Genomic DNA, 19,505 nt, shown 5'->3' with positions numbered 1-19,505 from the left:
CGCGAAGACGCTCGCACCCACCCCCAGCCCCTCCCTGAAGAGGGAGGGGGGCAGAAGATGATCCTCGCCGTCACCGGCGGTACCGGCTTCGTCGGCGGCCACCTGCTGCGCCTGGCCGTCGCTGCCGGCCACGAAGTCCGCGCGCTGACCCGCCGCCCGCAATCCGCGCAGCCCGGCGTCATTTGGGTCAGCGGCGACCTGACTCACCCCGCCGACCTGTGCGAAGGCGCCGACGCCGTCATCCACCTCGCCGGCGTCATCAACGCCCCCGACCCAGCGGGCTTCTTCGAGGGCAATGTCGCGGGCACCGCGACGATGATCGCCGTGGCAGAGGCCGCCGGGGTGCGCCGCTTCGTCCATGTCTCGAGCCTCGCGGCGCGCGAGCCCGGCCTGTCGGCATACGGCGCGTCGAAGGCGGCATCGGAGCGGCTGATCGAGGAGTCGGACCTCGACTGGTCGATCGTCCGGCCGCCCGGCGTCTATGGCCCGGGCGACCGCGAGACGCTGGCGCTTTTCCAGTTGGCGAAGCACGGCATCGCGCTGATCCCGTCGGACGGTCATGCGTCGATGATCGAGGCGTCTGACCTGTCCCGCGCCCTGCTCGCGCTCGCCGCAGCCCCCGCCACTCGCGCGACGCATGAACTCAGCGACGGCGAGCCGCTGAGTCACCGCGAACTGGCGCAGGCGCTCGGCGTCGCTGTCGGCAAGCGGGTTATCCCGATCAAGGTCCCCGGCTGGGGCATGGCGATCGCTGCGACGCTGGCGACGACGGTGGCAAGGCTGCGCGGCGGGCATTCGCGTCTCACCGCCGAGCGCGCCCGTTACCTCGCGCACCCCGACTGGGTGACGCGCGGCGACAATCTGAGCGCGCTATGGCGTCCGCAGGTCGCCCTCGCCGACGGGCTGCGCGCCACCGCCGATTGGTACCGGGCGAACGACTGGCTCTGACCGCGTGAACGGCGCGAGAAGTTGTCCGGACAAGGTCGGGCTCAGCGGCTCCGGGATGCCGTACGCATCGGGCCAGTGTGCCGGCAGGTAGAAGCTGCCGAACAGCCGGTCGATCCATGGAAAGGTCGCGGCATAGTTGCGGTTGATATGGTCGGTGCGGGTGTGGTGCCAGTGGTGGAAGGCGGGCGTCGCGACCAGCTGCTCGATCGGCCCCAGCCGCCAGCGGACGTTGGCATGGACGAAGAACGCCGCGAGCGTGCCGATGATCGCTATGACCGCCGGCAGGATGCTCCCCGCCGCCCCCGCCGAACCGAGCCCGAGCATGTACAGCGGCACCAGCCCGAACAGGCGCGTGACGACCATGTCGATCGGATGCGCGCGCGAGTTGACCATGAAGTCGATATGTTCGGCGCTGTGGTGGACGGCGTGAAAGCGCCACAGCCACGGGATCTCGTGGCTCAGCCGATGCCCCCAGTACGCCCCGATATCGGCGACGACGAGGCCGAGCGGGATCGACACCCACAGCGGCAGGGCGCGCACGCCCTCGTAGAAACCGGCGGGCACGACATGCTGGAGCAGGGTCGCCAACGCCGCCAGCGGGAGCGCCAGCAGCATCGCGGGCACGATATTGTTGATGAAATAATATGCGAGATCGTTGCCGATCTCCGCCCGCCGCCACGGCGACGCCTTCAGCGCGAACCAGCGTTCGAGCGGCACGAAGATCGCCGTCAGCAGCGCCAGCCACACGGAGAGCTTCATCACCTGCATCGCGAAGGTCGAAACGTCGGTCAAAGATATACCCCGGTTACCAACCGTACCTCGTTACACCGTCGCCGCACGCGCGGCGATGACGTTTGCGCAAATGCCGCAAAGCAAGGGCAGCCGGGCGGACGCGCCGCCCGGCTGCAGTCATGGGTTACGCGGCAACCACGCGGCGGCGGCGGCGGGCGGCGACGCCGACCATCGCGAAGCCGGTGATCAGCAGGCCCCAGGTCGCGGGCTCGGGCACCGCGGTGATCGACACGCCGTCGAGCAGCGCGAAGGGCGGCAGACCGCCGGGACCGCCGGTCGCCCAGAAGCGCAGGATGTGCGACGCTTCGGTGGCGGTGAAGCGGAACGACTCGTTGCGCCACGGCTGGAAGCCGGCCTGGGGATTGATGACCGTCTCCGTGACGTAATCGGCGATCGTCTGGTCGGTTCGCAGGTCGGTGGTGTTCGACGCCAGGATGCTGGCCTGCCACGCTTCGAAAGTGGCGCCGTTGTAGTTCAGCTGCTGTGCTGCGGCCCACTCGAACTTGACGACATATTCCTTGCCGACTTCGAAGCCGCTGACGAGCTGCGTGATCGGCGTGCCGAAGCCGCGATCCGCATCCGTAGCGACATAGTTGCCGCCCTGGCTGCTGGTGGTCAGACCGTTGGGATAGCCGTTCGACGGACCGTACAGCTGGAAGTCGCCGTACTGGCCGACCGCAGTGTTGTCGCCGGGTACGAAGACATAGGTCAGGCCGGACGTCGTCCAGCCCGCAAGCGCCGTTTCGCCCGGTGCATAAGCGGTCCCGAACTGGCCCGACTGATTGCCGAGGCCCCAGGTTTCGAAGCCGCCGTTGACGACGAGCTCGACGGCGCCGGCGCTGCTTGCCGAGGCGGCGAGTGCGGCGGCGATGAGAATGGTGTTGATACGCATTTGACTACTTTCACAATGTGCCCGGCCGGACGCGGCGTACCGCGCCCGGCCAAGGCGGGAGGGTTCAGGCGACGACGGTGGTGCGGCGACGACGGGCGGCGACGCCGACCATGGCGAAACCGCCGATCAGCAGGGCCCAGGTCGCGGGCTCGGGAACGGCGGTCAGCGACACGCCGTCGAGCATCGAGATCGGCGGTGCGCCACCGGGCGTACCGACGGCGAGGAAGATCAGGACCTGGCTGACCGACGTTGCGGTGAAGGTGTAGCTTTGCGCTTCCCACGGGCCGACAGCGGCTTCGGGCAGCTCGAACATGTCCGAGAGAAAATTTTCGGTGCCGAATGTCACCGACCAACGCTCGGTCGTTGCGCCAGTGAAGCCGAGCTGCTGCCCCGCCGCCTGATAGAAGTCGATCTTGTACTTGCCGCCGATGGTCAGCCCGTTGATCGTCTGCGAGAACGCATCCGAGTAACTGGGATCGCCGTCGGCAAGGATGAAATTGCCGCCGTCAGGGCTCTCGTCCTCGAACGGGCCATAGACCGCGAGATACTGCGCGGGATCGTCCGCCGAACCCGGAGGCGCGAGGAAGGTCAACGCCGCGCCGCCGGTCCAGCCGGTGACATTGCCCTGAAAGTTGATCTTGGTGGCAGTAGTGTCGGCATCGAACGAGCCGTTGATGACGAGATTGGCGGCATTGGCAGTCGTGCCGACTGCGATCGCCGCCACGGCGATTGCGAGATGAGAGAAGCGCATTAAAATAGCCTCAAGGCCGCCAGCTGACCCGGTTAAGCGAGCGCCCCGCGCGCTCTCTGTCGGTCGGGCGCGAGCGGCCCGCCGCACCCAACAAATGTTAAGCAAGTCGTGTGCCAAACAAGTTAACGCCGCGATTCCAAGTTCGTTTACGAAAAATCAATGATTTAGCACGCCGGAACGAGCCTATAAATTCAAGCTGTTAACCTTTACGAACGTCGAACTGTCGGAAAATCTTACACTCTGCCGGGGCCCGCGATGGACTTTGTTGAGCCCCCCCGGCAGAAACGCCCATCAGCAGGGGGACACGCATGGCTGGGCACCAGGATACCGACGTCGTCGTCATTGGCGGGGGGCATAACGGCCTCACCTGTGCGGCCTATCTCGCCAGGGCGGGGCTGAAAGTGACGCTCGTCGAGCGCCGCCAGATCGTCGGCGGCGCGGCGGTGACCGAGGAATTCCACCCCGGCTTTCGTAACTCGACTGCCAGCTACACCGTGTCGCTGCTCAACAAAAAGGTCATCGCCGACCTCGACCTGGCGAAGCACGGCCTGAAGATCGTGCACCGCCCCGTCGCCAACTTCCTGCCGACCGAGGACGGCCGATCGCTGACCACGGGACAGGGGCGCACCCACAAGGAAGTTGCCAAGTTCAGCCAGAAGGACGCCGACCGCCTCGACGTCTATGAGGGCGAGCTCGCCAGCGTCGCCGAGGTGATGCGCGATCTCGTCCTCGAAACCCCGCCCAACGTCGTCGAGGGATCGTGGCGCGAGGCGCTGCCCGAGATCCTGGCGGGCGCGCGGCTCGGCAACCGCATGCGCAGGCTCGACATGGAAGAGCGGCGGACGCTGCTCGAGCTGTTCGCCAAGTCGTGCGGCGACTATCTCGACGGCTGGTTCGAGAGCGAACCGATCAAGGCGATCTTCGGCTTCGACGGCATCGTCGGCAACTATGCCTCGCCGTACCAGCCCGGCAGCGCCTACGTCCTGCTCCACCACGTCTTCGGCGAGGTCAACGGCGTCAAGGGCGTGTGGGGCGTCGCGATGGGTGGCATGGGCGCGATCTCGGACGCGATCTGCAAGTCGGCGGTCGAAGCCGGCGTCGACGTGCGGGTCGGCGACGGCGTGGCGGAGGTGATCGTCGAGAAGGGCCGCGCGGTCGGCGTCGTCACCAGCGGCGGCAGGACCATCCGCGCCAAGGCCGTGGTGTCGAACGTCCACCCGCAGATGCTGTACCAGCAGTTGATCGACCCCGCGTTGCTGCCCGCGCCGTTCGTGCGGCGCATCGCGGGTTACCGCTCGGGGTCGGGCGTATTCCGCATGAATGTCGCGCTGTCCGGGCTGCCGAAGTTCACCTGCGCGCCCGACGATGGCGGCGACCATCTGCGCGCCGGGATCATCATCGGCCCGACGCTGGCGTACATGGAGCGCGCCTGGCTCGACGCGAAGACGCTCGGCGTCGCGCGCGAACCGATAGTCGAGATGCTGATCCAGTCGCTCTACGACGACAGCCTCGCGCCACCGGGTAGCCACGTCGCCAGCCTGTTCTGCCAGCAGGTGGCGCCGGTCCTGCCCGACGGGCGTAGCTGGGACGACGAGCGCGAGGCGGTCGCCGACCACATGATCGGCGCAGTCGACAAATGGGCGCCGGGGTTCAAGGCGAGCGTCATCGCCCGCCAGCTCCACTCGCCGCTCGATCTGGAACGCAAGTTCGGCCTGATCGGCGGCGACATCTTCCACGGCCGCCTGACCCTCGACCAGCTGTTCAGCGCCCGCCCGATGCTGGGCCACGGCGACTATCGCGGCCCGCTGAAGGGCCTCTACATGTGCGGCAGCGGCACCCACCCCGGGGGCGGGGTGACCGGCGCGCCGGGGCACAATGCAGCGCGCGAGGTGGTGAAGGATTTCAGGGGGAAGCGGGTTTAGCCCCGCGAAACGCAAGCTGCGTTTCTGCGTTGAAGTTGCTTGGCCCAGATCGCGCACCTCTCCGACGTCCACTTCGGTCGTCACGATCCGGCGGCGGTCGCCGCCGTCCTCGCCGACCTCGATACCGCACGCCCCGACCTCGTCGTCGTCAGCGGGGACTTCACCCAACGCGCACGGCGGTCGCAGTTTCGGGAGGCGCGGGCGTTCCTGCAGGATATCGAAGGGCTGGGGCTGAAGTGGCTCGGCGTGCCGGGCAATCACGATATTCCGCTGTACGACGTCGCGCGGCGCTTCCTGACGCCGCTCAAGCGCTATCGCCATTTCATCACGCGCGACCTGACGCCGCGCTTCGCGGCGCCGGGGGTGGCGGTGGTCGGGATCAACACTGCGCGGTCGCTGACGATTGCGGACGGGCGGGTGTCGGTGGCGCAGATTGCCGAATTGCCTGCGCTGTTCGCCGACGCGTCGGCGGACGCGATGCGCGTGCTGGTGACGCATCACCCGCTCGTCGCGCTGCCCTGGGGCGAGGAGGGGGCGTTGCTGGGAGCGGCGGGGCGGTCGCCGCGGGCGCTGGCGGCGGCGGTCGAGGCGAGCGTCGACGTGCTGCTGGCGGGGCATCACCATCGCAGCTTCGCAGGGTCGGCCGAGAGCGTGGCGGCGACGCACGGCAGCCTGCTCGTCGTCCAGGCGGGGACAGCGACGTCGACGCGGGTGCGGGGCGAGCGCAACAGCTACAACCTGATCCGCATCGGCACCGACACAGGCGAGATCGAGGTGCGCGTGCGCGATACCGGCGCCTTCGAGACCGGGCGCATCGAGTGCCACCGGCTGGCGGACGGGCGCTGGACTACGGAGTCGCGTCCTTCGGCACCATGACCTTGAGCAGCTGGCGCGCGACCGACACGTCGATCGGCGTGTCGGACAGCACCTCGCCGTCGACCGAGACACTCATCGGGGGGTCGGTGACGATCCGCAGGCCGGGGGTGCGCAGCGACACGAGCGTCTCGCCGCCGCCATTGCCAACGGCGCTGAGCAGCCATGATTTCGCCAGCGTCCAGCCGCTGCGGCCGGTGACGATCTGGATGGTCAGGTCGCGGCTGTTGACGCTCGCCTCCTCCGCGACCTCGAGCCCGCCCAGGTAGCTGCCGTTGCTGATCCGCACCTCGAGCGCGCTATAGCGTCGTTCCTGACCGTCCTCGATCAGCGTGCATTCGAAGGGCTTCAGGCGCGCCAACTGGTATGCTGCCCAGCCGAGATAGCCGACGCGGCCGAGTACCGCCTTCAGCCCGTGGGGCACCGTCTCGCCGATCAGCGCGGGCAGGCCGATGGCGGCGGCATTGGTGAAATAATGATCGTCGATGCGGCCCAGGTCGACGTCCGCGACGCGGCCCGAGGCCAGCGTTTCGATGGCGCCCTGCAGATCCTGCGGGACGCCGAGGCTGCGCGCGAAGCTGTTGGCGGTGCCGAGCGGCAGCACGCCGAGCACCGCCGCCTTGCCGATGAAGTGGCGCGACACCGAGCTGATCGTCCCGTCGCCGCCGCCGACCGCGACCAGCGTCGCGCCGCCGGCGATGACCTCGCAGACGCGGGTGTCGAGATGCTTCGGGTCGGGCACCGCGTGCGCCGCGTCGAGGGTGAAGCCGACCGCCTTGAAGCGCTCGCACGCCTCGTCGAACAGATGCTTGCCCTTCCTGGAACGCGTGTTGACGACGATCGAGATGCGGCGCTCGTCGGCGATCCTGTCACCGAGGCGCTGTTTTTCGGCTTCGCGCTCGGCGGTGGTGCTGGTCATCGCGGGGCTTAACGCGGCTGGGGCGCAATCGCCCCCTGGCCCCTCATCCAGTAGAGCGGCAGCGCGGTCAGGGTCAGCAGCAGCCCGAGTCCGCTCGCCTCAATCCCCGCGCCCCACATCGCCCAGAGGGTGAACGGCACCCCAAGCGCCGCAGGGATCACCGCGACGCGGCGGATCAGCGCAGCGACGCAGATCGCGAGGTAGAGGTACAGCGTCGTGCTGGTCACCAGCTTGCCGACAAAGACGTAGAGGCCCGCAAGGCTGTCGCTGCCCGCGGCGAGGATCAGAACGCTCGCCAGCACGCTCGACAACAGGGTGACGCGCACCGGAACGTCGCGCGCCGAAACGATGCCGAACCAGCGCGGCAGCAGCCCGGCGCGCGCCATGCCGAGCGGCACCTCGCTCTGCAGCAATACCCAGCAGCCAAGCGCGCCGATCGCGGCGACGGCGGCGAACAGCGCCACCAGCAGCGCCGGGCCGCGGCCCCAGAAGGTCTCTACGAACAGCGCAAACGGCGTCACCGACCCGGCCAGCCGCTCGGGCGGCAGCATGAAGCCGATGCCCGTTGCGACGACCAGGTACAGGACGCCGGTCAGCGCAGTGCCCGCCATGGTCGCGCGAAGCACCGTGCGACCCGGATCACGGATCCGTTCGGCAGCGACACCGGTCGCCTCGAAGCCGACCAGCGCGAACAGGGTCAGCGTCACGGCCGGTGTCAGGCCCGCGAAAACGTCGGCGGCGGCGGGCAATGGGGGCGGCGTCACCTCGCCCGCCCCGGCGGCGAGCGCGACGATGCCGACGACGACCAGCAGCGGCAACAGCTTGAGCAACGTCGTGACAATCTGGAAGCGCCCCGCGGCCCTGGCACCGCGCAGGTTGAGCAGGGTCAGCAGCCACAGGATGACGAGCGCGGCTGCGGCACCGCGCGCCGGCGTTGCCGCAAGCGCCGGCCAGAATACCGCCAGATAGCCGGTCGCCGCGATCGACAGAGCGGCGCACGCCGCCCAGCATGAGATCCAGTAGCTCCAGCCGATCAGAACCGCGGGCAGGTCGCCGAGCACCGCGCCGGTCACCGCGATCGCCCCGGTCGAATGCGGCATCGTCGCCGCCAGCCGCCCCAGTGCATAGGCGACGCAGAGCGCGCCGCCGATCCCGACCACCCACGCCAGCACGCCGGTCCAGCCGAAGGGTGCGAGGGCGGCGGGCAGGACGAAGATCGCCGAGCCGATCATGCCGCCGACGACGAGTGCCGTCGCGGTCCAGAAGCCGAACGGTCGCGCCGTATCGCTCATGTGCCTGTCCCCCGGCTGTAACCTAGCCGGGCCGCACGCGTATTCCTATCTAGGAAAAAAGGAGCCGCCCATGACCGATATCCGTGACGACAAGCTGTCCCCCCAGGCACGCCACGTGCTGCGCGAGCACGGCACCGAGCGCGCCGGCACCAGCCCGCTAAACTATGAAAAGCGCACCGGCGTCTATCACTGCGCGGGCTGCGGCAACGCCGTCTACGACAGCGGCACCAAGTACGACAGCGGCAGCGGCTGGCCGAGCTTCTTCGAGGAGATCCCGGGTGCCGTCGAGCGCACCGTCGACCGCAGCTTCGGCATGACGCGGACCGAGGTGCACTGCGCCAACTGCAAGGGCCATCTGGGCCATGAATTCCCCGACGGCCCCGCGCCGACGGGCAAGCGCCACTGCATCAACGGCGTCGCGCTCGACTTCGAGCCCAGCGCCTAGGGGTTGATGCCGAGCGCGCGCGCCGCGTCGATGATCGCCAGCGGGCGGTAGGGCTTGCGGAAGAACTGCCCGCCCGGGACGAGGCGCGGCGCGTCGGCGCTGTAGCCGGTGGCGTAGAACACCGGCAGCGCCGGGCGCAGCTCACGCGCGCGCCGTGCGATGTCCCAGCCGTCGAGGTCGCCGGGCAGGCGGATATCGGTGAACAGCAGGTCGATCGGCGTGTCAGCATCCAGATGCGCGAAGGCTTCGTCGCAATCCTCGGCCTCGAGCACTTCATAGCCCGCGTCGGCGAACTCCATCGCGACGACGTCGCGGATCAGCGCCTCGTCCTCAACGATCAAGACGGTTGGCCGGCCGGTCATGTCGGGCCCAGGGCCCGCGGCAGGAAGATGCGCAAAGTCGTGCCCTCACCCTCGACGCTGTGGATCGCAATACGGCCGCCCGACTGATTGATAAAGCCGTAAACCTGAGCGAGGCCGAGGCCGGTGCCCTGGCCGACGCCCTTGGTCGTGAAGAACGGCTCGAACGCCCGTGCGATGGTTTCGGGCGACATGCCGGTGCCGGTGTCGGCGACCTCGATCATCACCTGGTCACCCGGCGGGGCGTCGTCGCGAGTGCCCGCGGCGATGTTTAGGGTGCGGATCGTCACCGTGCCGCCGTCGGGCATTGCGTCACGCGCGTTGACCGCGAGGTTGAGCAGCGCGTTCTCGGTCTGGTTGGCATCGACGCGCACCGGCCAGACGCCGGGGGGCAGCTCGGTCTGGACCGCGATCCCGGCGTCGAGTGTCGCGGCGAACAGGTCGGCGGTGCGCGCGACCAGATCGTTCAGGTCGTGGACGCCGGGATCGAGCGGCTGCTTCCGCGAAAAGGCGAGCAGCTGATCAGTCAGCGTGGCGGCGCGGCGCGCACCGGTCAGCGCGTTCTCCAGCGTCGTGGTGGTGCGCGGGTCGCCCGGCGGCAGGCGCAGCGCCCGGTCCAGATTGGCGACGATGATCGTCATCAGGTTGTTGAAGTCGTGCGCGATGCCGCCGGTCAGCTGGCCCACCGCCTCCATCTTCTGCGACTGGCGCAGCATGTCCTCGGTGCGCTCGCGCTCGGCGGTCTCGCGGCCCAGCGCCACCAGCGCGGCATCACGCTCGTCGACGCGCAGCCGCAGGTCGGCATTGGCGGTCTCGAGCTGCAGCGGCGACGGCAGCGCGATCGCCTTGGGCAGCAGCGGCCACAGCGCGATCGCAGTCACGACCGACGCCACCGCGGTGACGATCTTGACCAGCGCCTGCGGGCCATAGTCGGGGTACCACAGCACCCACATGCCCATCACGTGCGTCGCGCCGCAGGCCAGGATGAAGACCGCGAACAGCCACGCCACCCAGCCGAAGCGCACGTCGGGCCGCTTCAGCAGGAAATAGCCCATTGCGACGGGGATGGAGAAATAGGCAGCGGCGATCAACGCATCGGTGATGACATGCGTCCAGATCAGCGCCGGGTCCCACAACAGGCAAAAGCCGTGAGGGGCAAGCCCCTGGCCCGCCAGCAATTTGTGCAGATACTCGATCATTCCCCGCCCCCCGGCCCGATACGCAGGCCGTCGCATACCCCCGCCCCCGGGTCCGAAACCGGGTAACGCGCCTTGATACGCCAAAGCCTTGCCGCTGCGAAGCCGGGATGGTTAGCCTGCCTTGTCCGCGCCCCATTGTGCGCGTATCGCGCAACACATGCCCTTTTCCGATACGCACCCCGCGCTGAGCAGCGCGCTCATCGCCCGTGGCTATGCCGCGCCCACCCCCGTCCAGGCCGCCGTCCTCGCCGCCGATCCGACCCGCGACCTGATCGTCTCGGCGCAGACCGGCAGCGGCAAGACCGTCGCCTATGGCTTCGCCCTCGCTGGGCCGTTGCTGGGCGAGCAGACCCGCTTCCCCCGCGCCGCGGCACCGCTGGCGCTGATCATCGCGCCGACGCGCGAGCTTGCACTGCAGGTCGCGCGCGAGCTCGAATGGCTGTTCGCCGATGCGGGCGGGGTCGTCGCGACCTGCGTCGGCGGCATGAACGTGCGTGAGGAGAGCCGGACGTTGTCACGCGGCGCCCATATCGTCGTGGGCACGCCCGGCCGCCTGCGCGATCACCTCGAGCGCGGCAATCTCGCGACCACCGACCTGCGCGCCGTCGTCCTCGACGAGGCCGACGAGATGCTCGACCTGGGCTTCCGCGACGACCTCGAGGAGATTCTCGACCAGGTGCCGACCGAGCGCCGCACCCTGTTGTTCTCGGCGACCCTGCCCAAACCGATCCAGGCGCTCGCCAAGCGCTATCAGAAGAACGCCGAGCGGCTGCAGGTCGGCAGTGCTGCGGAAGCGCACGGCGACATCGACTACCGCGCGGTGCGTGTCGCGCCGAACGACCTCGAAGCCGCGGTCGTCAACGTGCTGCGCTATCACGACAGCGGTGCGGCGATGGTGTTCGCCGCAACCCGCGAGGGTGTCCGCCGCCTGCACGCCAACCTCGTCGAGCGCGGTTTCGCCGCCGTCGCATTGTCGGGCGAGCTGAGCCAGTCGGAGCGTACCCATGCGCTCCAGGCCCTTCGCGATCGCCGCGCCCGGGTCTGCGTCGCGACTGACGTCGCGGCCCGCGGGCTCGACCTCCCCGACCTGGGCCTCGTCATTCACGCCGAGCTGCCGCACGACGCCGAGGTGCTACAGCACCGTTCGGGTCGTACGGGCCGCGCCGGCAAGAAGGGCGTCTGCGTCGTCCTCGTCCCCTATCCCAAGCGCCGCCGCGCCGAGGGGATGCTGCGCGAGGCGAACATCCGCGCGACGTGGGAGGACGTGCCGTCCGCCGCGGCGATCGCCGCGAAGGACGATGCCCGCCTGATCGACGAGATCGGCGACGCGGGCGAGGACACCGCCGCCGCCGAGGCGCTGCTCGCGCAGAAGGACGCGGTGGCGATCACCGCCGCGCTGCTGCGCCGCTACCGCGCGTCGCTGCCTGCACCCGAGGAAATGACCGACAGCGGCCCGCCGCAGCGAGGCGAGGCCGAGGCGCCGCGCCAGGGGTTCGAGGATGTCGTCTGGTTCCGCGTCAATACGGGGCGGGTCAATAATGCCGATCCGCGCTGGCTGCTGCCCTATCTGTGCCGCCGCGGCCACCTGACGCGCAAGGATATCGGCGCGATCCGCATCTTCGACCGCGAGACGCGCTTCGAAATTCCGACGCCACTCGCCAGCCGCTTCGTCGCGGCACTGAAGCGCACCGACGACGGCGACCCCAGCGTGATCATCGAAGCCGCGGGCAATGCCCCCGAGCCGGCACGCCGGCCGCCCTCACCCCGTCGCGGTCCGCCGCCCCGCCGCTAGGCGGCAGCAATCGCGCCGCTAACCCGCGCGCATCGCGGCGCGGACATCCTCGAGCGGCGACTGGTCGACGACGATCGCGCCCGAGCGCGGGCGGTCGAGGTCGAGCACCATGCCGATCGTCATCGCCAGCAGCGCGAGGAGAGCCGTCGTCGCGAGGCGGTGACGCAGCTTGCCGCGCTGGGTCGTGTAACCCAGAATCCCCGCGCTGATCAGCGCATAGAGCGCGAGCACGACGACCACCCGCGTCGGGATGCGCGTCCGGAGCGCGGCGTGGCGCGCGTCGGCAAGGTCGAACATGTCGGTCAGGTCGGACACCGTCGCGGCCCCCAGCGGCGCGTTCGCCATCACGGCAGCCGCAGGCGTCACGACGCGCCACAGGTCGCGCTGCAGCGCCTCGGTGCGCGCATCTGCAGCGGCGACGCCCTGCGCATCCTCGCCGGCAGCGGCGAGCTGCAGCCGTGCATCGGCATAGCTGATGAGCAGCCGGCGCGTCTCGGCGCGCGGCTCGGGCGCCAGCAGGTCGGCGCGCAGCCAGACGGTGCCGATGGCGTTCGCCTCGTGCACCACCAGTTCGCGCCGCTCCTCGAAGCGCCCCAGCGCCAGGCTGAAGGTGAACCCCAGCAGCAGCGCCAGCAGGCCGAGCGCCGCGCCGACGAGATGCCCCTCCTCGGCCTGGTCGGCCTCGCCACGGTCGCGGTGGATATGCGCGCCGCCCTCGCAGATCGCGACGAGCAGGCCGAACAGCAGCGCGGCGGTCAGCCAGACGGGCAGCGCGTCGAGCAGGGTCACGGACGGCGGCGCAGTTCGTCGCGGATCTCGGCCAGCAGCACCTCGCTCGCCGGGGTCACGGTCTCGACCACGGCCGGCGGCATCGCCTTGTTGGCGGCACGGACGAGCAGGAAGACGACGAACGCGACGATCAGGAAGTTGATCACCGCGGTCAGGAAGGCGCCCCAGCCGAACAGCGCGACCCCGGCCTTCTTCAGCGCCGCATAATCGGTCGGCGAGCCCGTGTAGTCGGCGGGAATCGCGCCGAGCACGACGAAATGGCTGGAGAAATCGATGCCCCCCGTCGCCGCGCCGATCAGCGGCATGATGATATCGTCGGTCAGCGACGTGACGATCGCCCCGAAGGCGACGCCGATGATCACCGCGACCGCCAGGTCGAGGACGTTGCCGCGCGCGATGAATGCCTTGAACTCGCCGATCATCTTACTCTCCTTACGGACGTGCGAGCATTGAGCCCGAACGGCTGTTACGGCGCAAGAGTGCGAAAAATCCTGGGCCCACCCCTGTTCCGCGCGCGTAACACACCTACTTAGTTGCGCATGGCCGGGTCGTCCGGCCGACACGATGGAGAAATCGATGGTCCGTTCGTTCGTTCGCGTCGCCCTGCCGCTGGCCCTGCTGACCACCGTCGCAGGCTGCGGCGTCAACACGATCCCGACCAAGGAGGAAAACGCCAAGACCGCCTGGGCCAACGTCGAGTCGAGCTATCAGCGCCGTGCCGACCTGATCCCCAACCTGGTCGCCACCGTGAAGGGCTATGCCAAGTTCGAGCAGGACACGCTCGTCCAGGTCACCAACGCGCGCGCCAAGGCGACGTCGATCACCGTCGATCCGACCAAGCTGAGCGATCCCGCCGCGGTCGGCCAGTTCGAGCAGGCGCAGGGTGCGCTGTCGCAGTCGCTCGGCCGCCTGCTGGTCAGCGTCGAGAAGTATCCCGACCTCAAGGCGAACGAGCAGTTCACCCAGCTCAGCGCCGAGATCGCGGGGACCGAGAACCGGATCAACATCGCGCGCCGCGATTATAACGAGGCGGTGCGCGACTATAATACCGAGATCCGCACCTTCCCGAGCGTCATCGGCGCCAAGGTGATCTATGGCGCCAAGCCGCTGCAGCCCTTCAAGGCGACCAGCGAGGGTGCAAAGAACGCTCCTGTGGTGACGTTCTGAGCCATCACCCCGCCCCCTCGTGGGGGCGGGGAGTGTTCGCGCTGCTGCTGCTGTGGTTGCTCGCGTTCGCGGGTCCCGCAGTCGCAGCGCCGACCTTCCCGCCGCTGACCGGTCGCGTCACCGACGCTGCCGGCGTGCTGCCTGCCGACGTCGTGCAGTCGCTGACGGCGAAGCTCGAGGCCTTGGAAACGTCGACGGGCACGCAGCTCGTCGTCGCGACGGTGCCGAGCCTCCAGGATTATCCGATCGACGACTACGGCTATCAGCTCGGCCGCGCCTGGGGCATCGGCCAGAAGGGCAAGAACAACGGCGCCATCCTGCTGATCGCGCCCAACGACCGCAAGGTGCGCGTCGAGATCGGCTTCGGGCTGGAGGAGCGGCTGACCGACGGCCTCGCTGCGCTCGTCATTTCTCGCGAGATCCTGCCGCGCTTCAAGGCCGGCGACCTGCCCGGCGGCGTCGTCGCGGGTACCGACGCGCTGATCGCGCAGCTGCAGCTACCCCCCGGTGAGGCACGCGCCAATGTCGCGGCGGCCGAGGCTGCGCCGCGCGAGCGCCGCTCGTCGGGCGGCGGCGGCTTCGGCGGCATCATCTGGCTGCTGATCATCGGCGCCTTCATCCTGTCGGCGATCTTTCGCGGCGGCGGCGGTGGCGGCGGTGGCCGCGGGCGACGCTCGTCGGGCATCGGCGAGGCGATCCTTTGGGGTGTCGCGAGTTCGGTGCTGAGCGGCGGTCGCGGCGGTGGTGGCGGCGGCTGGGGTGGCGGCGGCGGCGGTGGCGGCTTCTCGGGCGGCGGCGGTTCGTTCGGCGGCGGCGGCGCGAGCGGGAGCTGGTAGATGGCCTTCAGCGCATCCGACCATGACCGCATCGCATCGGCGATCGCCGACGCCGAGCTGCGCACCTCGGGCGAGATCGTCTGCGTCGTCACCGAGCAGAAGCATCGCTATGTCAGCACCGGCCTCGCGGCCGCTGCGCTGATCGCCTTCGCGCTGCCACTCGCTGCGGTGCTGCTCGGTGCCGACTTCGCCGCGCTGATGCCGTGGCGAGGCTGGAGTGCCGATCCTGCGGCCGACCTGCGTGCGGGGATCGAGGCCTATTCGGTCGTCCAGGCGGTGATCTTTGCCGTTGCCGCCGCGCTAGTCGCCTACACCGGTCTCGGCGCAGCCTTGACCCCGCGCGCCATCAAGCGCGAGCGCGTCCATGCCGAGGCGCTGAGCCAGTTCCGTGCCCGCGGTATCGGGCGGACGCGGGCGCGTACCGGCGTCCTGATCTACGTCTCGATGGCCGACCATCTCGCCGAGGTCGTCGCCGACGAGGGCATCTATGCGAAGGTCCCCCCTGAGTTCTGGGGCACCACCGTCGCGGCGCTGATCGCGGGCCTGAAGGCCGGCGACGCGGCCCGCGGCTTCGTCGACGCAGTGGCGCTGGCGGGCGGCGTTCTCGCCGAGCATTTCCCGCCCGAACTGCGTGACAATCCCAACGAACTGCCCGACCGGCTGATAGAGTTGTAACGCCGCAGCACGGAACCGAATCGGAAGTTCCCTTGTTTTCTCGTGCATGAACAAGCGGCTTCAAGCCGCGCGAGCCACGGGAATTTCCAGATGCTGACACCCTTTACGCGCGGGAACCCGCGCGCGTCGGCACTTGCCGACGACCGCCGTTCGAACGTTTTCCAGGAGCAGCTGACGCGCTTCAACCGTGCCCGCCTGGCGACCGCAGTGCCGTCGACCGACTGGCAGGCGAACATCCACGAGGAGGCGCGCATGCGTCTCGCCGAGGGTGACTGGATCGAGCAGGAGCGTCTTGCCGTCGCCGATCGCGCTGCCGCCGCGCCGACCGACGCCGAGGGATTCGTCGCCTGGTTTGAGGATCTGCTCGCGACCGGTCCGGGTCAGGGCGATGCGCTGTTCCCGTGGCTCGCCGATCACGCGACCCTCGACGAGCTGAAATATTATCTCGAGCAGGAGGTCGCCGGTGAAGCGGGCTTCGACGATCTCGTCGCGCTGACGCAGGTCAAGCTGCCGCCGCGCGCCAAGATGGAGCTGGCGCGCAATTACTGGGACGAGATGGGCCGCGGCAACATGGCCGGCATGCACGGGCCGATGCTCGATGCGCTCGCCGAGAAGCTGGAGCTCAAGCCCAAGATCGAGACGACCGTCGTCGAGGCGCTGGCGCTGGCGAACTCCATGGTCGCGTTCGCAACGTCGCGCCGTTACGTCTGGCACTCGGTCGGTGCGCTCGGGGTCATCGAACTAACCGCGCCGGCGCGTTCGGCGGCAGTGGCAGCGGGCCTGCGCCGCCTCGGCTACGGCGACAAGGACCGGCGCTATTTCGACCTGCACGCCGTGCTCGACGTCAAGCACTCGGCCGAATGGAACAAGGAAGCGCTGATCCCGATCGTCAGCGAGTTCCCGGAGGCCGCGCGCTTCATCGCCGAAGGCGCGCTGATGCGCCTCGAATGCGGTGCCCGCTGCTTCGCGCGCTATCGTTCGGAACTATGGGACCGGAAGTCGGTCGCCGCTTAACGATAGAAGATGTGATTGCCGATGCTGCGGACGCGCTCCATGCCGCCCCAACCCGGCGACACGTGCTTGGCATGGAACGCCATGGCGCGCGGCGCGACCTGCAGCCAGCGCTCGGCCTGAGCGATCACTGCGATGGCCTGCGCGGTGCGGTAATCGGCCGACCCGGTATTGATCGAGCGGCGCGCGAAGGTGAACTGGCGCGGCTGATCGACGACGCCGCACACGCTCTTCGGATATTTCCCCGAATTGGTGCGGTTGACAATGACCTGCGCGACCGCAAGCTGGCCCTCGAGTGGCTCGCCGCGGGCTTCGAAGAACACGGCGCGAGCGAGGCACTTGGCTTCGGCATCGAGCGGGGTGGCGGGGAGCGCCGCGATGTCGGCGACGAGCTGGTTGAGTGAGGCGGGACGGACGGGCTCGACGCTGGGGGCGGAGGTCTCGTCGTCGTGGAGGGCGTCGGTGTCGGCGGCGATGACGGGCGCTGGCGCGGCTACGGGTGCATCGGCGACGGGGGTGTTCGCTTCGAACTGCGGCAACTCACCGGCGGCGAGAAGCGCGAAACTGGCCAGGGCGATACCGCCGAGCCGGACAAAATTATGAACTTTGTTGGTCATTCGTCCGTCTGTCACCCACGGCCTGGTTTCCGGTCCGCTCGCTTCGACCGTATTCAAACGGTTGGTCGAAGGTCGCTGGGCTGAACCGGATCAGGTCCGCTTGGGTTGTCGAGCACCGGTCCCGCCCACAGGTCCGGCGTGCATGAACGCCGGATTACAATCGCGGGTCAGAGGGTCAACTCGCCGCGATCGTTTCGTCGATGAACCGTGCAGCATCCGGGGTGTCGAGTTCGATTACCCACAGATCGGGGTCATAGCCGCGCTGTTTGGCGACCCAGGCGTCGACCGATTCTCCGGTCGCCGCGACGCTCCATTCATACTCGCCGCCCGCGCCCAGCCGCCGCTGCAGCGCCCGCACCGCGCGGCCGTGGCGGTGGATCAGCGCGACGCTGCCCGCGATGTCGTCGCCGCGGTGGAGCACGGCTGCGAACCCGCCGCCGGCATGGACGCGGCGCAGCAGCGCGCTCGTCCACACCCGCGCCGAAAGCCGCGGCGTCATGCGTAGCCGGGTAGCGACGCCAGCGGGATGCGGCTGCGCATGAAGGTGCCGGTGCCGCGCCCGACCTCGTGCCCCTCGGCATCGATCAGCCAGCTCTCGGCGATCAGCACGCGGCGCTCGCCCGACACCCAGCGCCCTTCGGCGACGATCGGCCCGGGACCGAGCGGGCGCGTCATCAGGATGTTGAACGCGGTGGTCAGCATGAACACCTCGGCCACCAGGCTGTTCGCCGCGTAGAAGGCCGCATCGTCGAGCAGCTTGAAGTAGAGCGTGCCGTGCACCGCACCGCCGGCGTGGAAATGCTCCGGGCCGGCGGTCATCGCGATGCGCGTCCGCCCGGCCTCGACGACGGTCAGCGCACTCGCGAAGGCATGGTTGATCGGCGCACTGGCGTACAGGCGTTCGAGCGCACGGTGATGCGCCTCCGGGCTCAAGCGCGCGGCTCGACCCAGCCGATGCTGCCGTCCTCGCGGCGATAGACCATGTTGTGCGCGCCGGTACCGACATTCTTGAACAGCAGCGCGGTCGTGTTGCGCAGGTCGAGCATCATCACCGCGTCACCGACCGTCGCATCGGGGATGTCGACGCGCGTCTCGGCGATGATCAGCGGGCTGTCGTGCGGCTCCTCCTCGGGCGGGGCGGCGAACACCGTGTAGCCGGCGTTGTCGAAGACGCCCGAATCGAGCTCGGGCAGCACCGCGCCGTTCTGCACGGCGTTGCCGGGGCCGTGACGGTCCTTCAGGCGGCGCATGTAGCGGCGCAGCTGCTTGTCGATGCGCTCGGCGGCACCGTCGAACGCGGCCTGCGCCAGCTGCGCGCGGCCGGCACCCTTCAGGATCAGGTCGGCCATGACGTGCATGACGATATCGCAGGTAAAATCACCGTGCGGCCCCGGCCCCAGGGTTACGCTCGCCTTGATCGCGCGCGGGAAATATTTGTCGACGAGGGCCGTCAGCCGGGTTTCGACATGCTCGCGGAACGCCGCGCCTGCATCGACCTGATGGCCCGAAACGCGAATGTCCATGCTCGTCTCCTCTTCTGGTACGCAAACCAACGCTCAGGACAGCCAGACGGGGTCCTTGAGCTTCGCCACGAACGCGGCGTGGCGCAGCAATTCGGCGTCGGACGCTTCGTGCTCGCGCGCCGCCACCAGCGTACGCACCGGTGCCGTGGTCTCGGCGACCAGTTCGGTCGCGAGGTCGAGGCCGATCTGCCGCCCGCCGAGCAGTTCGACATAGACCTGCGCCAGCAGCTCGGCATCGAGCAGCGCACCGTGCTTGGTACGCGCCGACAGGTCGATACCGTAGCGGCCGCACAGCGCGTCGAGCGTGTGCTTTGCACCCGGATGCTTCTTGCGCGACAGCTCGAGCGTGCAGACCGCGCGGCTGTCGGGGATGATCTTCATGCCCGCGCGCTTCAGCTCGTAATTGACGAAGCCGAAGTCGAACACGGCGTTGTGCGCGACGAGCGGCGAATCCTCGATAAACGCCAGGAAGTCGTCGACCACCGCTTCGAAAGTCGGCTGGCCCGCCAGGAAGGCGCTGCTGATGCCGTGCACCCCCTGCGCGTCCTTGGGCATCGGGCGGCACGGGTCGATATAGGTGTGGAACTGGCGGCCGGTCGGCACGCGCCCGACGAGTTCGAGCGCGCCGATCTCGACGATCCTGTGGCCGTCGCCCGGCATGATCCCGGTGGTTTCGGTGTCGAAGACGATTTCACGCATATGG

Annotated in this window: 23 protein-coding genes; 9 read left to right on the top strand and 14 right to left on the bottom strand. The window is 69.0% G+C overall.

Going from position 1 to position 19,505, the window contains the following annotated elements; translation table 11 throughout:
- The first annotated feature begins 57 nt into the window (after positions 1 to 57).
- The gene (locus FMM06_RS15715; protein ID WP_144335262.1) at positions 58 to 948 is read left to right on the top strand and encodes an NAD-dependent epimerase/dehydratase family protein; all 891 of its coding nucleotides are present in this window, start codon (positions 58 to 60) and stop codon (positions 946 to 948) included.
- Here the strand turns inward: FMM06_RS15715 and FMM06_RS15710 are convergent.
- The 3 genes from FMM06_RS15710 to FMM06_RS17300 form a co-directional block, all read right to left on the bottom strand.
- Positions 871 to 1,740 (bottom strand): sterol desaturase family protein, encoded by an 870-nt coding sequence (locus FMM06_RS15710; RefSeq protein ID WP_207790299.1) that lies wholly within the window; start codon positions 1,738 to 1,740, stop codon positions 871 to 873. The two genes, FMM06_RS15715 and FMM06_RS15710, sit on opposite strands and share 78 nt — an antisense overlap.
- A 124-nt stretch (positions 1,741 to 1,864) precedes the next feature.
- The gene (locus tag FMM06_RS15705) at positions 1,865 to 2,632 is read right to left on the bottom strand and encodes a PEPxxWA-CTERM sorting domain-containing protein (protein ID WP_144335261.1); all 768 of its coding nucleotides are present in this window, start codon (positions 2,630 to 2,632) and stop codon (positions 1,865 to 1,867) included.
- 64 nt (positions 2,633 to 2,696) lie between these two features.
- Positions 2,697 to 3,383, bottom strand: a complete 687-nt coding sequence (locus tag FMM06_RS17300; RefSeq protein WP_144335260.1) for a PEPxxWA-CTERM sorting domain-containing protein — start codon at positions 3,381 to 3,383, stop codon at positions 2,697 to 2,699.
- 308 nt (positions 3,384 to 3,691) lie between these two features.
- Between FMM06_RS17300 and FMM06_RS15695 the strand changes: the two genes are divergently transcribed.
- Positions 3,692 to 5,305 carry a phytoene desaturase family protein gene (locus tag FMM06_RS15695; RefSeq protein WP_144335259.1) on the top strand — a complete coding sequence of 538 codons (1,614 nt, stop codon included), beginning with the start codon at positions 3,692 to 3,694 and terminating at the stop codon, positions 5,303 to 5,305.
- Between the two features lie 39 nt (positions 5,306 to 5,344).
- Positions 5,345 to 6,181 carry a metallophosphoesterase family protein gene (locus FMM06_RS15690; protein WP_144335258.1) on the top strand — a complete coding sequence of 279 codons (837 nt, stop codon included), beginning with the start codon at positions 5,345 to 5,347 and terminating at the stop codon, positions 6,179 to 6,181.
- Here FMM06_RS15690 and FMM06_RS15685 read toward each other — a convergent pair.
- Positions 6,153 to 7,097 carry a diacylglycerol/lipid kinase family protein gene (locus FMM06_RS15685; protein WP_144335257.1) on the bottom strand — a complete coding sequence of 315 codons (945 nt, stop codon included), beginning with the start codon at positions 7,095 to 7,097 and terminating at the stop codon, positions 6,153 to 6,155. The two genes, FMM06_RS15690 and FMM06_RS15685, sit on opposite strands and share 29 nt — an antisense overlap.
- Positions 7,098 to 7,105: 8 nt before the next feature.
- Entirely contained in the window at positions 7,106 to 8,389 is a 1,284-nt protein-coding gene (locus tag FMM06_RS15680; protein ID WP_144335256.1) for an APC family permease, read from the bottom strand.
- A 70-nt stretch (positions 8,390 to 8,459) separates the two neighbouring features.
- Here FMM06_RS15680 and msrB point away from each other — a divergent pair, with 70 nt between their 5' ends.
- Entirely contained in the window at positions 8,460 to 8,834 is a 375-nt protein-coding gene (gene msrB, locus FMM06_RS15675) for a peptide-methionine (R)-S-oxide reductase MsrB (RefSeq protein ID WP_144335255.1), read from the top strand.
- Here the strand turns inward: msrB and FMM06_RS15670 are convergent.
- Entirely contained in the window at positions 8,831 to 9,196 is a 366-nt protein-coding gene (locus FMM06_RS15670) for a response regulator (RefSeq protein WP_144335254.1), read from the bottom strand. The genes msrB and FMM06_RS15670 overlap by 4 nt on opposite strands.
- Entirely contained in the window at positions 9,193 to 10,392 is a 1,200-nt protein-coding gene (locus tag FMM06_RS15665) for an ATP-binding protein (protein WP_185965223.1), read from the bottom strand. The genes FMM06_RS15670 and FMM06_RS15665 overlap by 4 nt, the downstream gene beginning before the upstream one ends.
- Before the next feature lie 157 nt (positions 10,393 to 10,549).
- Here FMM06_RS15665 and FMM06_RS15660 point away from each other — a divergent pair, with 157 nt between their 5' ends.
- A complete protein-coding gene (locus FMM06_RS15660) occupies positions 10,550 to 12,184 on the top strand; it encodes a DEAD/DEAH box helicase (RefSeq protein ID WP_144335252.1) in 1,635 nt (544 codons plus the stop codon).
- Between the two features lie 18 nt (positions 12,185 to 12,202).
- On the opposite strand, the gene FMM06_RS15655 is transcribed toward FMM06_RS15660, so the two are convergent.
- Both FMM06_RS15655 and mscL read right to left on the bottom strand, forming a co-directional pair.
- Positions 12,203 to 12,973, bottom strand: a complete 771-nt coding sequence (locus tag FMM06_RS15655; protein ID WP_144335251.1) for a bestrophin-like domain — start codon at positions 12,971 to 12,973, stop codon at positions 12,203 to 12,205.
- On the bottom strand, positions 12,970 to 13,395 hold the full coding sequence (mscL, locus tag FMM06_RS15650; protein ID WP_144335250.1) for a large conductance mechanosensitive channel protein MscL: 426 nt from the start codon (positions 13,393 to 13,395) through the stop codon (positions 12,970 to 12,972). The genes FMM06_RS15655 and mscL overlap by 4 nt, the downstream gene beginning before the upstream one ends.
- Before the next feature lie 154 nt (positions 13,396 to 13,549).
- Between mscL and FMM06_RS15645 the strand changes: the two genes are divergently transcribed.
- The 4 genes from FMM06_RS15645 to FMM06_RS15630 all read left to right on the top strand — a co-directional run bounded on the left by FMM06_RS15645 (position 13,550) and on the right by FMM06_RS15630 (position 16,665).
- The gene (locus tag FMM06_RS15645) at positions 13,550 to 14,140 is read left to right on the top strand and encodes a LemA family protein (RefSeq protein ID WP_144335249.1); all 591 of its coding nucleotides are present in this window, start codon (positions 13,550 to 13,552) and stop codon (positions 14,138 to 14,140) included.
- Between the two features lie 32 nt (positions 14,141 to 14,172).
- Positions 14,173 to 14,976: a TPM domain-containing protein gene (locus tag FMM06_RS17360; protein WP_144335248.1), complete on the top strand. Its 804-nt coding sequence runs from the start codon at positions 14,173 to 14,175 to the stop codon at positions 14,974 to 14,976.
- Positions 14,977 to 15,651, top strand: a complete 675-nt coding sequence (locus FMM06_RS15635; RefSeq protein WP_144335247.1) for a TPM domain-containing protein — start codon at positions 14,977 to 14,979, stop codon at positions 15,649 to 15,651.
- Between the two features lie 90 nt (positions 15,652 to 15,741).
- Positions 15,742 to 16,665: an iron-containing redox enzyme family protein gene (locus FMM06_RS15630; protein WP_144335246.1), complete on the top strand. Its 924-nt coding sequence runs from the start codon at positions 15,742 to 15,744 to the stop codon at positions 16,663 to 16,665.
- Here the strand turns inward: FMM06_RS15630 and FMM06_RS15625 are convergent.
- The 5 genes from FMM06_RS15625 to dnaQ all read right to left on the bottom strand — a co-directional run bounded on the left by FMM06_RS15625 (position 16,662) and on the right by dnaQ (position 19,501).
- Positions 16,662 to 17,279, bottom strand: a complete 618-nt coding sequence (locus FMM06_RS15625; protein ID WP_144335245.1) for a cell wall hydrolase — start codon at positions 17,277 to 17,279, stop codon at positions 16,662 to 16,664. The two genes, FMM06_RS15630 and FMM06_RS15625, sit on opposite strands and share 4 nt — an antisense overlap.
- A gap of 175 nt (positions 17,280 to 17,454) precedes the next feature.
- Positions 17,455 to 17,778, bottom strand: a complete 324-nt coding sequence (locus tag FMM06_RS15620; RefSeq protein WP_144335244.1) for a DUF1491 family protein — start codon at positions 17,776 to 17,778, stop codon at positions 17,455 to 17,457.
- Positions 17,775 to 18,212: a PaaI family thioesterase gene (locus FMM06_RS15615; protein WP_235889343.1), complete on the bottom strand. Its 438-nt coding sequence runs from the start codon at positions 18,210 to 18,212 to the stop codon at positions 17,775 to 17,777. Before FMM06_RS15615 ends, FMM06_RS15620 begins: the two co-directional genes overlap by 4 nt.
- Positions 18,209 to 18,802: a ribosome hibernation-promoting factor, HPF/YfiA family gene (hpf, locus tag FMM06_RS15610; protein WP_144335242.1), complete on the bottom strand. Its 594-nt coding sequence runs from the start codon at positions 18,800 to 18,802 to the stop codon at positions 18,209 to 18,211. Before hpf ends, FMM06_RS15615 begins: the two co-directional genes overlap by 4 nt.
- A gap of 33 nt (positions 18,803 to 18,835) precedes the next feature.
- Positions 18,836 to 19,501 carry a DNA polymerase III subunit epsilon gene (dnaQ, locus tag FMM06_RS15605; protein WP_144335241.1) on the bottom strand — a complete coding sequence of 222 codons (666 nt, stop codon included), beginning with the start codon at positions 19,499 to 19,501 and terminating at the stop codon, positions 18,836 to 18,838.
- Between the last annotated feature and the right edge of the window lie 4 nt (positions 19,502 to 19,505).

Origin of the sequence: Glacieibacterium frigidum, assembly GCF_007097155.1 — a bacterium.
Taxonomy (GTDB): Bacteria; Pseudomonadota; Alphaproteobacteria; order Sphingomonadales; family Sphingomonadaceae; genus Glacieibacterium; species Glacieibacterium frigidum.
This window is presented reverse-complemented; position numbering and strand designations above follow the sequence as displayed.

Coding starts and splice junctions, on each gene's coding strand:
- FMM06_RS15715 (WP_144335262.1), top strand. CDS start 58: ATGATCCTCGCCGTCACCGGCGGTACCGGCTTCGTCGGCGGCCACCTG.
- FMM06_RS15705 (WP_144335261.1), bottom strand. CDS start 2,632: ATGCGTATCAACACCATTCTCATCGCCGCCGCACTCGCCGCCTCGGCA.
- FMM06_RS17300 (WP_144335260.1), bottom strand. CDS start 3,383: ATGCGCTTCTCTCATCTCGCAATCGCCGTGGCGGCGATCGCAGTCGGC.
- FMM06_RS15695 (WP_144335259.1), top strand. CDS start 3,692: ATGGCTGGGCACCAGGATACCGACGTCGTCGTCATTGGCGGGGGGCAT.
- FMM06_RS15685 (WP_144335257.1), bottom strand. CDS start 7,097: ATGACCAGCACCACCGCCGAGCGCGAAGCCGAAAAACAGCGCCTCGGT.
- FMM06_RS15680 (WP_144335256.1), bottom strand. CDS start 8,389: ATGAGCGATACGGCGCGACCGTTCGGCTTCTGGACCGCGACGGCACTC.
- msrB (WP_144335255.1), top strand. CDS start 8,460: ATGACCGATATCCGTGACGACAAGCTGTCCCCCCAGGCACGCCACGTG.
- FMM06_RS15670 (WP_144335254.1), bottom strand. CDS start 9,196: ATGACCGGCCGGCCAACCGTCTTGATCGTTGAGGACGAGGCGCTGATC.
- FMM06_RS15665 (WP_185965223.1), bottom strand. CDS start 10,392: ATGATCGAGTATCTGCACAAATTGCTGGCGGGCCAGGGGCTTGCCCCT.
- FMM06_RS15660 (WP_144335252.1), top strand. CDS start 10,550: ATGCCCTTTTCCGATACGCACCCCGCGCTGAGCAGCGCGCTCATCGCC.
- mscL (WP_144335250.1), bottom strand. CDS start 13,395: ATGATCGGCGAGTTCAAGGCATTCATCGCGCGCGGCAACGTCCTCGAC.
- FMM06_RS15645 (WP_144335249.1), top strand. CDS start 13,550: ATGGTCCGTTCGTTCGTTCGCGTCGCCCTGCCGCTGGCCCTGCTGACC.
- FMM06_RS15635 (WP_144335247.1), top strand. CDS start 14,977: ATGGCCTTCAGCGCATCCGACCATGACCGCATCGCATCGGCGATCGCC.
- FMM06_RS15630 (WP_144335246.1), top strand. CDS start 15,742: ATGCTGACACCCTTTACGCGCGGGAACCCGCGCGCGTCGGCACTTGCC.
- FMM06_RS15625 (WP_144335245.1), bottom strand. CDS start 17,279: ATGACCAACAAAGTTCATAATTTTGTCCGGCTCGGCGGTATCGCCCTG.
- FMM06_RS15620 (WP_144335244.1), bottom strand. CDS start 17,778: ATGACGCCGCGGCTTTCGGCGCGGGTGTGGACGAGCGCGCTGCTGCGC.
- hpf (WP_144335242.1), bottom strand. CDS start 18,802: ATGGACATTCGCGTTTCGGGCCATCAGGTCGATGCAGGCGCGGCGTTC.
- dnaQ (WP_144335241.1), bottom strand. CDS start 19,501: ATGCGTGAAATCGTCTTCGACACCGAAACCACCGGGATCATGCCGGGC.